Below are 13,185 nucleotides of genomic sequence, written 5' to 3' on the forward strand. Positions count from 1 at the left end.
GCTGTCGTGATAGATAACCAGCTCAGCTTTTGCAACGTCCGCACCCACGATCAATCTACCTGCCTGCATTGCCATGGGCCGTACTCCACGTTAAGGTTTTTAGGCTTGAAGGGGTTTCACCAAGAGGCGCTGGCTTGCTTCTATCGTCGCTTGCAAACGATGCATTCTTTATCGGCGCTTTGGTGGAAGGGGTGGGGCGATGTCTCCCACGGTCTGTACTGCTGCGAACAGTCAGAATCGGGCATTTAGTCCCACCACCCCTTCAAGTCTAACCATACAAGCGGGTTTACCCGCGAAAGGGCCGTTACAGGCAGCACGAATCTAAGGCTGTGCAATCTTGCATAGACAACCTGCACAATCGGTGATGTTCCTCCACCGCGACTCCGGGTATCCTCAGGGCAGCCATTCCGAACTGTCCTGATCCAAGGAGCTGCACGCTGTGTTCAAACATGTCGATGCCTATGCCGGCGACCCGATCCTCTCGCTGATGGAAACCTTCAAGGCCGATCCCCGCGCCGACAAGGTCAACCTGAGTATCGGCCTGTACTACGATGAAGCCGGCGTGGTGCCACAACTGGCGGCGGTGGATGCCGTCGAAAAACGCATCGCAGGCGTTGCTCACGAAGCGTCGCTGTACCTGCCGATGGAAGGCCTGGCCAGCTACCGCCAAGCCATCCAGGCACTGCTGTTCGGTGCCGATCACCCGGCCGTGACCGGCGGCCGCGTGGCCACCGTGCAGACCGTGGGTGGTTCTGGCGCACTGAAAGTGGGTGCCGACTTCCTCAAGCGCTACTTCCCGCAGTCCGAAGTCTGGGTCAGCAACCCGACTTGGGACAACCACCGCGCCATCTTCGAAGGTGCCGGGTTCAAGGTGAATACCTACCCGTACTTCGACCAGGTCAGCCGTGGCGTCGACTTTGACGGCATGTTGGCAACCCTGCAGACCCTGCCGGCCAACAGCGTCGTGCTGCTGCACCCGTGCTGCCACAACCCGACCGGCGCCGACCTGGACCAGAACCAGTGGCAGCAGGTGGTGGAAGTGGTCAAGGCGCGTCAGTTGATCCCGTTCCTCGACATCGCCTACCAAGGCTTTGGTGAAGGCCTGGTGGAAGACGCCTACGCTATCCGCGAAATGGCCCGTGCCGGCGTACCGTGCCTGGTCAGCAACTCGTTCTCGAAGATCTTCTCGCTGTACGGCGAGCGGGTTGGGGGCCTGTCGGTGGTCTGCGACGATGACGCCACCGCGCAGAGCGTGCTTGGCCAGCTCAAGGCTACCGTGCGCCGCAACTACTCCAGCCCACCCAACTTCGGTGCCCAACTGGTCGCCGGCGTACTGGGCGATGCCGCGCTCAATGCCCAATGGGCGGCAGAAGTCGAAGTGATGCGTCAACGCATCCTGGACATGCGTCAGGCGTTGGTCGATGCGCTGGCCACGCTGCTGCCAGGCCAGGACTTCCAGTTCTTCCTGCGTCAACGCGGCATGTTCAGCTACACCGGTTTCAGCGTTGAGCAGGTGCGTCGCCTGCGTGACGAGTTCGGCGTTTACCTGATCGACAGCGGCCGGGTATGCATGTCCGGCCTGCGTCCGGCCAACCTGCAACGGGTTGCCGAGGCGTTCGCCGCCGTTCAGAAGTGATGTGATAGGGGCCGCTTCGCGCAACAGCTGTAGGAGCGGCCTTGCGCCGCGAATGGGGCGCGAAGCGGCCCCCGGTTTCACCCAGTTGTCATGACAAGTGCAACCGTCCCTCGGACGGGGCTTCGCAACCGCCCACTTTCAGTGCACAATCGCGCCCCTCTTTTTTGGTTGGGGAGCGCGAAGCGTCTGGTTCGCCATTCCCAGCCCTGTTGCAGTCTTGCGAGTGGAGCTACACCCGGAATGAATGAGCAGGCCCCAAGCGTCGAACGGCGCTATGAAGAATCGACCCCGGCAGCCTTGGGCAGCTGGGCACGTCAAGACACCACCTGGATGCTGGGCCTGTTCGGCACCGCCATCGGCGCAGGTACGTTATTCCTGCCCATCAATGCTGGCCTCGGTGGCTTCTGGCCGCTGATCATCCTGGCCGTGCTGGCCTTCCCGATGACTTACTTCGCCCACCGTGGCCTGACCCGTTTCGTCCTCTCCGGGCGCAAGGGCGGGGACATCACTGAAGTGGTCGAGGAGCATTTCGGCATTACCGCCGGTGCATTGATCACCGTGCTGTACTTCTTCGCCATCTTCCCGATCCTGCTTATCTACAGCGTGGCGCTGACCAACACCGTCACCAGCTTCATGGAGCACCAGCTGCACATGACGCCGCCGCCGCGGGCGATCCTGTCGTTCGTGCTGATCCTGGGCCTGCTGGCCATCGTGCGCTGCGGTGAGCAGGCCACGGTCAAGGTCATGAGCCTGCTGGTCTACCCGTTCATCGTGGCCCTGGCGCTGCTGGGCCTGTACCTGGTACCGCACTGGACCGGTGGTATTCTCGACAGCGCCACCCAGCTGCCGTCGGGCTCGGCCTTCCTGCACACCGTGTGGCTGGCGATTCCGGTGATGGTGTTCTCGTTCAACCACTCGCCGATCATCTCGGCGTTCGCGGTCGACCAGAAGCGCCGTTACGGCGAGCATGCCGATGAGCGCAGCGGCCAGATCCTCGCCCGCGCCCACCTGCTGATGGTGGCCATGGTGCTGTTCTTCGTCTTCAGCTGCGTGCTGACCCTCAGCAGCGCCCAGCTGGCGGAAGCCAAGGCGCAGAACCTGTCGATCCTGTCGTACCTGGCCAATCACTTCAGCAACCCGACCATCGAGTTTGCCGCACCGCTGATTGCCTTCATTGCTATCGCCAAGTCGTTCCTGGGCCACTACATCGGTGCCAGTGAAGGCCTGAAAGGCATCATTGCCAAAACCGGCGCGCGCCCGGGCGCCAAAGCCCTGGACCGCGTGGTCGCGGCGCTGATGCTGGTGGTGTGCTGGATCGTCGCCACGCTCAACCCGAGCATTCTGGGCATGATCGAATCGCTGGGCGGCCCGATCATCGCGGTGCTGCTGTTCCTGATGCCGATGTACGCCATTCGCCGCGTGCCTTCGATGCGCAAGTACAGTGGGGCGATGTCCAACGTGTTCGTGGTCGCGGTTGGCGTGGTTGCGCTGACGTCGGTGGTTTACGGCTTGCTGAGCTGATCCACCGCCGGTGACACGCAATGCCCAGGTCGCCTGTTGCGACCTGGGCATTTTTTTGTCCACAAGAATTGTCTGGCAATAAAACAATTTTTGCTTCACCCATAGGCACCCGGCCGCCTTCATGCTTAACTCGGTGTCCTTTTCAAACCCCGCATAAGGATTTCGTCCATGGCTCAAGTGACTCTCAAAGGCAACCCGGTTCAGGTCAAGGGCAACCTGCCGCAAGCCGGTGCTAAGGCGCCAGCCTTCTCGCTGGTGGGTGAAGGCCTGGCTGACAAGTCGCTGCAAGACTACGCCGGCAAGCGCAAGGTGCTGAACATCTTCCCGAGCGTCGACACCCCAACCTGTGCCACGTCGGTGCGCAAGTTCAATGCCCAGGCCAACGATGTAGCCAACACCGTGGTGCTGTGCATCTCCGCCGACCTGCCATTCGCCCAGGCGCGCTTCTGCGGTGCCGAAGGCCTGGAGAACGTGAAGAACCTGTCGACCCTGCGTGGCGCCGAGTTCCTCGAAAACTACGGTGTGGCCATCGCCGACGGCCCGCTGGCTGGCCTGGCTGCACGTGCAGTGGTCGTGCTGGACGAAAACGACAACGTGCTGCACAGCGAGCTGGTCGGTGAAATCGCTGACGAGCCGAACTACGAGGCTGCGCTGGCTGTTCTGAAATAAAGGCAGGTCGGGCCGTTGGGTTTACCCGCGAAGAGGCCGGCAGAGGCAACGGAACTCCAGCCCTGCCCACCGCTCCAAGCAACACCCTGTAACGGCCCGGAACGATTTCCGGGCCGTTTTCGTTTAAAGTTCAGTGTTTTGGCAACGTCAGGCAAAGGTAAACCTCTGGTAAAGGGCCTTTGCTAAAACGATGCCAGTGCTTATCGTTCAACCCTCCCAAGTCGTCACTCCGAACAAGGTTCGTTCAACCCATGCAAGCGTCTAATTCCCGTTCCCCCCGTCGCTGGCTCGTCGGCCTGCTGATCCTGCTGCTGGTGGCCTTGCTGGCCTGGTGGCTGTGGCCCGCATCGCCTGCACATAAAGAAGCCAGCAGCGGGCGCATGGGCAAAGGCGGGCGCCCAGGTTTCGGGGCCTCCAGCGACCCGGTGCCGGTGCGTGTCGAGCCGGTTCGGGTGGGCGATTTCCCGCTGTACTACAAGGCGCTGGGCACGGTCACCGCGACCAACACCGTGAACGTGCGCAGCCGTGTGGCCGGTGAGCTGGTCAAGATCCACTTCAAGGAAGGCCAACAGGTCAAGGCTGGTGAACTGCTGGCCGAGATCGACCCTCGCAGCTACCGCATCGCCTTGCAGCAGGCCGAAGGCACCCTGGCGCAGAACCAGGCACAGCTGAAAAACGCCCAGGTCGACCTGGCGCGCTATAAAGGCCTGTATGCCGAGGACAGCATCGCCAAGCAGACCCTCGACACCGCAGAAGCCCAGGTCGCGCAATTCCAGGGCCTGGTCAAGACCAACCAGGCACAGGTCAGCGATGCGCGCCTGAACCTCGATTTCACCCAGATCCGCTCGCCGATCAATGGCCGGGTAGGCCTGCGCCAGCTCGACCTGGGCAACCTGGTGGCTGCCAACGACGCTACCGCGCTGGTGGTCATCACCCAAACCGAGCCGATCAACGTCGCGTTCACCCTGCCAGAAACCGAACTGAGCACCGTGCTGGAACGCTACCGCAGCGGCGCCAGCCTGCCGGTCGAGGCGTGGGACCGCAGCGACAGCAAGCTGCAGTCCACCGGGGTACTGGGCAGTATCGACAACCAGATCGACACCACCACCGGCACCCTCAAGTTCAAGGGCCGCTTCGAGAACAAGGACCTGGCGCTGTTCCCCAACCAGTTCGTCAATGTGCGCCTGTTGGCCGACACCCTCAAACAGGTGGTGCTGGCCCCGGCTGCGGCTATCCAGTTTGGCAACGATGGCACCTTTGCCTATGTGGTCAACGCCCAGAACACCGTCAATATCCGCAAGCTCAAGGTTGGCGCCAGCGATGGCGAGAACAGCGTGATTGTCGAAGGCCTGGCTGCCGGCGATCGCCTGGTGCTGGAAGGCACCGATCGCCTGCGTGAAGGCACCAAGGTAGAGGTGGTCGAAGACAGCTCGCAGGTGCCAACCACCCCAGGCCAGCACCTGCAGGGCCAGGACGCCAAGGGCTCGGCCCAAGCCGGTGAAGCAGGCAAGGCGGGCGCATGAACCTCTCGCGCCTGTTCATCCTGCGCCCGGTCGCCACCACGCTGAGTATGCTGGCCATCGTCCTGGCCGGCCTGATTGCCTACAAGCTGCTGCCGGTATCGGCGCTGCCGCAGGTCGACTACCCGACCATCCGGGTCATGACCCTGTACCCAGGGGCCAGCCCGCAAGTCATGACCAGTGCGGTCACCGCGCCGCTGGAACGCCAGTTCGGGCAGATGCCGGGGCTGACCCAGATGGCCTCGACCAGCTCCGGCGGGGCGTCGGTGCTGACGTTGCGTTTCAGCCTCGACATGAACATGGACGTTGCCGAGCAACAGGTGCAGGCCGCGATCAACGCTGCCAGCAACTTGCTGCCCAGCGACTTGCCGGCGCCACCGGTCTACAACAAGGTCAACCCGGCCGACACGCCTGTGCTGACCCTGGCCATCTCCTCCAAGACCATGCCGCTGCCCAAGCTCAACGACCTGGTCGACACCCGCGTGGCCCAGAAGCTTGCCCAGATCAGTGGCGTGGGCATGGTCAGCATCGCTGGCGGCCAGCGCCAGGCGGTACGTATCAAGGTCAACGTCGATGCGTTGGCCGCCAACGGCCTCAACCTCGAGGACGTGCGGACGCTGATCGGGGCGTCCAACGTCAACCAGCCCAAGGGCAACTTCGATGGCCCGACCCGGGTGTCGATGCTTGATGCCAACGATCAACTGCGTTCCCCCGCGGAATACGCCAACCTGATCCTGTCCTATAACAACGGTGCGCCGCTGCGCCTGAAGGACGTCGCCGAGATCGTCGATGGTGCCGAAAACGAGCGCCTCGCGGCCTGGGCCAACGAAAACCAGGCGGTGTTGCTGAATATCCAGCGCCAGCCGGGCGCCAACGTCATCGAAGTGGTCGACCGGATCAAGGAACTGCTCCCCTCGATCACCGACAACCTGCCTGCCGGCCTGGACGTGTCGGTACTGACCGACCGCACCCAGACCATCCGCGCCGCGGTCAAGGACGTGCAGCACGAGCTGCTGATCGCCATCGTCCTGGTGGTTATGGTCACCTTTGTGTTCCTGCGCCGTTTCAGCGCCACCATCATCCCCTCGATCGCCGTACCGCTGTCGTTGATCGGCACCTTTGGCGTGATGTACCTGGCCGGGTTCTCGGTCAATAACCTGACCCTGATGGCCCTGACCATCGCCACCGGCTTCGTGGTGGATGACGCCATCGTCATGCTGGAGAACATCTCCCGCCACATCGAAGAAGGCGAAACGCCGATGCAGGCCGCGCTCAAGGGCGCCCGGCAGATTGGCTTCACCCTCATATCGCTGACCTTCTCGCTGATCGCGGTCCTGATTCCGCTGCTGTTCATGGCCGACGTGGTCGGCCGCCTGTTCCGCGAGTTCGCCATCACCCTGGCGGTGGCGATTCTGATTTCCCTGGTCGTGTCGTTGACCCTCACGCCCATGATGTGCGCGCGGTTGCTCAAACGTGAGCCCAAGGAAGAAGAGCAGGGCCGTTTCTACCGCGCCAGCGGCGCCTGGATCGACTGGCTCATCGAACACTACGGCCGTGGCCTGCAGTGGGTGCTCAAACACCAGCCGCTGACCCTGCTGGTGGCCGTGGCCAGCCTGGGGCTCACCGTGGTCCTGTACATCGCCGTGCCCAAGGGCTTCTTCCCGGTGCAGGATACCGGCGTCATCCAGGGTATTTCCGAGGCGCCACAGTCGACTTCGTTCGCCGCCATGAGCGAACGCCAGCAGTCGCTGAGCAAGGTGATCCTGCAGGACCCGGCGGTGCAGAGCCTGTCGTCCTACATCGGCGTGGATGGCGACAATGCCACGCTCAACAGCGGGCGCCTGCTGATCAACCTCAAGCCGCACGGCGAGCGGGATGTGACCGCTGGCGAGGTCATCAGCCGCCTGCAGCCGCAGCTCGACAAGCTGGTGGGTATCCGCCTGTTCATGCAACCGGTGCAGGACTTGAGTATCGAGGACCGGGTCAGCCGCACCCAGTACCAGTTCAGCCTGTCGTCACCTGACGCCGACCTGCTGGCGCAGTGGAGCGGCAAGCTGGTGCAGGCGCTGCAACAGCGCCCAGAGCTTGCCGATGTGGCCAGCGACCTGCAGGACAAGGGCCTGCAGGTGTACCTGGTGATCGACCGCGACATGGCCAGCCGCCTGGGCATCTCGGTTTCGCAGATCACCAACGCCTTGTACGACGCCTTTGGCCAGCGGCAGATCTCGACCATCTACACCCAGGCCAGCCAGTACCGCGTGGTGCTGCAGTCGCAAGCCGCCGCCAGCATCGGGCCGCAGGCCTTGGAGTCGATCCACGTCAAGGCCACCGATGGCGGCCAGGTGCGGCTGTCGGCGTTGGCCCGTATCGAGCAGCGCCAGGCGCAGTTGGCGATCTCGCACATCGGCCAGTTCCCGGCGGTGATGATGTCGTTCAACCTGGCCCATGGCGCGTCGCTGGGCGAGGCGGTCAAGGTGATCGAGCAGGTGCAGCAGGACATCGGCATGCCGATCGGCGTGCAGACCCGCTTCCAGGGCGCTGCAGAAGCCTTCCAGGCCTCGCTGTCGAGCACCTTGCTGCTGATTCTCGCCGCCGTGGTGACCATGTACATCGTGCTGGGTGTGCTCTACGAGAGCTACATCCACCCGGTGACCATTCTTTCGACCTTGCCCTCGGCGGCGGTGGGGGCCTTGCTGGCGCTGCTCATCAGTGGCAACGACCTGGGGATGATCGCCATCATCGGCATCATCCTGCTGATCGGCATCGTCAAGAAAAACGCGATCATGATGATCGACTTTGCCCTTGAAGCCGAGCGCAACCAGGGCATGAGCCCGCAGGACGCCATCTACCAGGCCGCATTGCTGCGTTTCCGGCCGATTCTGATGACGACGTTGGCCGCGCTGTTCGGCGCCGTGCCGCTGATGCTGGCGACCGGGTCCGGTGCTGAGCTGCGCCAGCCGCTGGGCCTGGTGATGGTGGGCGGGCTGTTGGTCAGCCAGGTGCTGACACTGTTCACCACGCCGGTCATCTACCTGTACTTCGACCGCCTGGCCCGTCGCTGGCGCCCGGCCACTGATGCCAAGCAGGCTGAGGCATGAACCTGTCCGGACCGTTTATTCGTCGCCCGGTGGCGACGATGCTGCTGAGCCTGGCGATCATGTTGCTGGGCGGCGTCAGCTTCGGCCTGTTGCCGGTTGCGCCGCTGCCGCAGATGGACTTCCCGGTGATCGTGGTGCAGGCCAACCTGTCCGGCGCCAGCCCGGAGGTGATGGCCGCCACGGTGGCCACGCCTTTGGAACGCAAGCTGGGCAGTATCGCGGGCGTCACTACGCTGACCAGTAGCTCTAATCAGGGCTCGACGCGGGTGGTCATCGGCTTCGAAATGGGCCGTGACATCGACGGTGCGGCGCGTGAGGTGCAGGCGGCGATCAACGCCACCCGTAACCTGCTGCCCAGTGGCATGCGCAGCATGCCGACGTACAAGAAGATCAACCCCTCGCAGGCACCGATCATGGTGCTGTCGTTGACCTCTGACGTGCTTAAGAAAGGCCAGTTGTACGATTTGGCTGACACCATCCTGTCCCAGAGCCTGGCCCAGGTATCCGGGGTAGGGGAGGTGCAGATCGGCGGCAGTTCGCTGCCCGCCGTGCGCATCTCGGTGGAGCCGCAGTTGCTCAACCAGTACGGCTTGTCGCTGGACGAGGTGCGTACCGCCGTGTCCAACGCCAACCAGCGCCGGCCCATGGGCTTCGTCGAGGATGCCGAACGCAGCTGGGAGGTGCGGGCGAATGACCAGTTGGAAACGGCGAAGGACTACGAGCCGGTAGTGATACGCCAGCAGAACGGCACCATCCTGCGCCTGTCCGACGTAGCCACCCTCACAGACAGCGTTGAAAACCGCTACAACAGTGGCTTTTTCAACGACCAGAGCGCGGTGTTGCTGGTGGTCAACCGGCAGACCGGCGCCAACATCATCGAGACGGTCGACCAGATCAAGTCGCAGTTGCCGGCGTTGCAGTCGTTGTTGCCAGCCAGCGTGCAGCTGAACGTGGCCATGGACCGCTCGCTGGTGATCAAGGCCACCCTCAAGGAGGCCGAGCACACGCTGCTGATCGCGGTAGGGCTGGTAATTTTGGTGGTTTACCTGTTCCTCGGCAGCCTGCGTGCCTCGTTGATCCCCAGCCTGGCAGTGCCGGTGTCGCTGGTAGGCACGTTCGCAGTCATGTATTTGTGCGGTTTCTCCCTCAACAACCTGTCGCTGATGGCGCTGATCCTGGCCACGGGCCTGGTGGTGGACGACGCCATTGTGGTGCTGGAGAACATCTCCCGGCACATTGAGGACGGCCAGCCGCCGATGCGTGCGGCGTTCCTCGGTGCCAAGGAAGTGGGCTTCACGCTGTTGTCGATGAACGTTTCGTTGGTGGCGGTGTTCGTCTCCATTCTGTTCATGGGGGGTATCGTACGTAGCCTGTTCCAGGAGTTTTCCATCACCCTGGCGGCTGCAATCATTGTCTCGCTGGTGGTCTCGCTGACCCTCACGCCGATGCTCTGCGCCCGTTGGCTGAAACCGCACCAGGCCGAACAGAGCCGCCTGCAGCGCTGGAGCGACAAGGTTCATCAGCGCATGGTCAACGGCTATGACCGCAGCCTCGGCTGGGTGCTACGGCACAAGCGCCTGACCTTGCTGAGCCTGCTGGCCACCATCGGTATCAACATCGCGTTGTATGTGGTGGTGCCCAAGACGCTGATGCCGCAGCAGGACACCGGCCAATTGATTGGCTTTATCCGTGGTGACGATGGCCTGTCGTTCAGCGTGATGCAGCCGAAGATGGAAACCTACCGCCGCGCCTTGCTGGCCGACCCTGCGGTACAGAGCGTTGCTGGCTTCATCGGCGGCAACAGTGGCACCAACAATGCGATGGTGATTGTGCGCCTGAAACCGATCAGCGAGCGCAAGATGGATGCCCAGAAGGTGATCGAGCGTCTGCGCAAAGAGATGCCAAAGGTGCCCGGCGGGCGGCTGTTCCTGATGGCCGACCAGGACCTGCAGTTAGGTGGCGGTGGGCGTGACCAGACGTCGTCGCAGTACCTCTATACCTTGCAGAGTGGCGACCTGGCGGCACTTCGCGAGTGGTTCCCGAAAGTGGTCGCGGCGGTGCGCGCATTGCCCGAACTGACCGCCATCGACGCCCGTGATGGCGCGGGTACCCCGCAGGTTACCCTGGTGGTCGACCGTGATCAGGCCAAGCGCCTGGGCATCGACATGGACATGGTGACCACGGTGCTCAACAACGCCTACAGCCAGCGGCAGATCTCGACCATCTACGACAGCCTCAACCAGTACCAGGTGGTGCTGGAGATCAACCCGAAATACGCCTGGGACCCGAGCACGCTGGAACAGGTGCAGGTGATCACCAGCGACGGTGCCCGCGTGCCGTTGTCGACCATCGCCCACTACGAAAACAGCTTGGCCAATGACCGAGTCAGCCACGAAGGCCAGTTCGCTTCCGAAGACATCGCCTTCGACGTCGCCGAAGGCTACAGCCCCGACCAAGCCATGGCTGCAGTGGAGCGGGCGGTGGCCAAGCTTGGCCTGCCCGAGGAAGTCATCGCCAAACTCGGTGGCACCGCCGACGCCTTTGCCAAGACCCAGGAAGGCCAGCCCTTCATGATTCTGGGCGCGCTGGTGCTGGTGTACCTGGTGCTGGGCATTCTGTATGAAAGCTACATTCACCCGCTGACCATTCTGTCGACCCTGCCCTCGGCCGGCGTCGGTGCCTTGCTGGCGCTCTACGTCACCGGAGGCGAGTTCAGCCTGATCTCGCTGCTGGGCCTGTTCCTGCTGATTGGCGTGGTGAAAAAGAACGCGATCCTGATGATCGACCTGGCCCTGCAGCTGGAGCGCCAACAAGGCCTGTCGCCGGAGGAATCGATCCGCCGCGCCTGCCTGCTGCGCCTGCGGCCGATCCTGATGACCACCCTGGCGGCCATCCTCGGCGCCTTGCCGTTGCTGGTGAGCCGTGCCGAGGGAGCGGAAATGCGCCAGCCTTTGGGCTTGACCATCATCGGCGGCCTGGTCTTCAGCCAGATCCTCACCCTTTATACGACGCCGGTGGTCTACCTGTACCTCGACCGCCTGCGTCACCGTTTCAACCATTGGCGCGGCGTGCGCACCGACGCCGCTCTGGAAACCCCGCTATGAATTTTGCCCAGACACCGCTTCACCGTGCCCTGCAGTCATTGACCCTGGGGCGTGGCTCGCGTCTGCTCGGCGCCAGTTTGTGCGTGGCGCTGCTCAGTGCCTGTACCTTGAGCCCGGACTACCACCGCCCCGAGCTGAGCACCCCGGCGCAGTACAAGCAGGCCGAGGGCTGGACCCAGGCCAAGCCCTCGGACGCGATCGCCCGTGGCGCCTGGTGGGAAGTCTACGGCGATGCCGGGCTCAATGCGCTGGTCGAAGAGCTTAACCGCAGCAACCAGACGGTTGCGCAGTCGGAGGCCCAGTACCGTCAGGCCCAGGCCCTGGTGCGCAGCAGCCGCGCCGCGCTGTTCCCCAGCCTGGACCTGAGCGCCAGCAAGAACCGCTCTGCCCAGGGTACTGGCAGCTCGAGTTCCAGCCTGTCGAACAACAGCAGCGGCATCCGCAACACCTACAACACCCAGCTCGGCGTGAGCTGGGAGATCGACCTGTGGGGCAAGCTGCGTGAGACGTTGAACGCTAACGAAGCCAGTGCCGAAGCCAGCTTCGCCGACCTTGCCTCGATCCGCCTGAGCCAGCAGTCGGAGCTGGTGCAGAACTACCTGCAGTTGCGTGTGATCGACGAGCAGAAGCGCCTGTTGGAAGCGACCGTGGCCACCTACGAACGCTCGCTGCGCATGACTGAAAACCAATACCGTGCCGGAGTGTCTGGCCCGGATGCGGTGGCGCAGGCGCGCACGCAGCTGAAAAGCACCCAGGCGGACCTGATCGACCTGATCTGGCAGCGTGCGCAGTTCGAAAATGCCATTGCCGTGTTGCTGGGCAAGGCCCCGGCGAATTTTGCCCTGGCAGACAGCAAGACCATCCCGGCGCTGCCGCAAATTCCAGTGACGTTGCCCTCGCAGTTGCTCGAACGCCGCCCGGACATTGCCTCGGCCGAGCGCAATGTGATGGCAGCCAATGCCAATATTGGCGTGTCGCGGGCTGCTTACTTCCCCGACCTGAGCCTGAGCATGAGTGGTGGGTATTCCAGCAGCAGCTTCAGCAACTGGATCGAACTGCCAAACCGTTACTGGTCGGTGGGGCCTTCGCTGGCCATGACCTTGTTCGATGCGGGCAAGCGCAGCGCCGAGGTGGACCGCACCGTGGCGGTGTACGACCAGACCGTGGCGCAGTACCGCCAGACCGTGCTGGATGGCTTCAAGGAAGTGGAGAACTTCCTGGTGCAGCTGAAGGTGTACGGCGATGAAGCGGTGGTGCGCCAGGAGGCACTGGACGCGGCGCGTGAGTCGCTGCGCCTGACTGAAAACCAGTACCGTGCAGGGCTGATAGGCTACCTGGATGTGGTGAACGTGCAGACCACCGCGCTGAGCAACGAGCGCAGTGTGCTGAACCTGCTGCAGGGGCGGTTGGTGGCCAGTGTGCAACTGATTGCTGCGCTGGGCGGCGGCTGGGATGCCGAGCAGGCGTTTGCCGAACAGGAGTGATGGCCGGCCATTCATGCTGGGCTATAAGCGCCACTTCGTGGACTCATGCCTCGATCACTGTAGGAGCAGCCTTGTGCTGCGAAGAGGCCCTTACGGCTACTACATCTTTGCCAGGCATACGGGCCTCTTCGCAGCACAAGGCTGCTCCTACAA

8 protein-coding genes are annotated in these 13,185 nt (G+C 63.1%); all 8 read left to right on the forward strand.

The window, feature by feature from the left end; all coding sequences use genetic code 11:
- A partial coding sequence (locus QOS90_RS27350) for a hypothetical protein (RefSeq protein WP_283600577.1) occupies positions 1-249 on the forward strand: 249 nt, incomplete at its 5' end.
- 190 nt (positions 250-439) lie between these two features.
- Complete coding sequence (locus tag QOS90_RS27355; protein ID WP_085274409.1) at positions 440-1,636, forward strand: amino acid aminotransferase; 1,197 nt, start codon at positions 440-442, stop codon at positions 1,634-1,636.
- A gap of 240 nt (positions 1,637-1,876) precedes the next feature.
- A complete protein-coding gene (locus QOS90_RS27360) occupies positions 1,877-3,157 on the forward strand; it encodes a serine/threonine transporter (RefSeq protein ID WP_027593596.1) in 1,281 nt (426 codons plus the stop codon).
- A 168-nt stretch (positions 3,158-3,325) separates the two neighbouring features.
- Entirely contained in the window at positions 3,326-3,826 is a 501-nt protein-coding gene (gene tpx / locus QOS90_RS27365) for a thiol peroxidase (protein WP_027593595.1), read from the forward strand.
- A gap of 251 nt (positions 3,827-4,077) precedes the next feature.
- On the forward strand, positions 4,078-5,349 hold the full coding sequence (locus tag QOS90_RS27370; protein ID WP_027593594.1) for an MdtA/MuxA family multidrug efflux RND transporter periplasmic adaptor subunit: 1,272 nt from the start codon (positions 4,078-4,080) through the stop codon (positions 5,347-5,349).
- Complete coding sequence (locus tag QOS90_RS27375; protein WP_027593593.1) at positions 5,346-8,444, forward strand: MdtB/MuxB family multidrug efflux RND transporter permease subunit; 3,099 nt, start codon at positions 5,346-5,348, stop codon at positions 8,442-8,444. Before QOS90_RS27370 ends, QOS90_RS27375 begins: the two co-directional genes overlap by 4 nt.
- On the forward strand, positions 8,441-11,548 hold the full coding sequence (locus tag QOS90_RS27380) for an efflux RND transporter permease subunit (protein WP_027593592.1): 3,108 nt from the start codon (positions 8,441-8,443) through the stop codon (positions 11,546-11,548). The genes QOS90_RS27375 and QOS90_RS27380 overlap by 4 nt, the downstream gene beginning before the upstream one ends.
- The gene (locus QOS90_RS27385) at positions 11,545-13,032 is read left to right on the forward strand and encodes an efflux transporter outer membrane subunit (RefSeq protein ID WP_027593591.1); all 1,488 of its coding nucleotides are present in this window, start codon (positions 11,545-11,547) and stop codon (positions 13,030-13,032) included. The genes QOS90_RS27380 and QOS90_RS27385 overlap by 4 nt, the downstream gene beginning before the upstream one ends.
- Positions 13,033-13,185: the final 153 nt, after the last annotated feature.

Origin of the sequence: Pseudomonas sp. LAIL14HWK12:I10, from assembly GCF_900184205.1 — a bacterium.
Lineage (GTDB): Bacteria > Pseudomonadota > Gammaproteobacteria > Pseudomonadales > Pseudomonadaceae > Aquipseudomonas > Aquipseudomonas kermanshahensis.

What these genes read in the sequence shown, in the direction of transcription:
- tpx (WP_027593595.1), top strand. Translation starts at nt 3,326, where the DNA reads ATGGCTCAAGTGACTCTCAAAGGCAACCCGGTTCAGGTCAAGGGCAAC.
- QOS90_RS27385 (WP_027593591.1), top strand. Translation starts at nt 11,545, where the DNA reads ATGAATTTTGCCCAGACACCGCTTCACCGTGCCCTGCAGTCATTGACC.
- QOS90_RS27375 (WP_027593593.1), top strand. Translation starts at nt 5,346, where the DNA reads ATGAACCTCTCGCGCCTGTTCATCCTGCGCCCGGTCGCCACCACGCTG.
- QOS90_RS27370 (WP_027593594.1), top strand. Translation starts at nt 4,078, where the DNA reads ATGCAAGCGTCTAATTCCCGTTCCCCCCGTCGCTGGCTCGTCGGCCTG.
- QOS90_RS27380 (WP_027593592.1), top strand. Translation starts at nt 8,441, where the DNA reads ATGAACCTGTCCGGACCGTTTATTCGTCGCCCGGTGGCGACGATGCTG.
- QOS90_RS27360 (WP_027593596.1), top strand. Translation starts at nt 1,877, where the DNA reads ATGAATGAGCAGGCCCCAAGCGTCGAACGGCGCTATGAAGAATCGACC.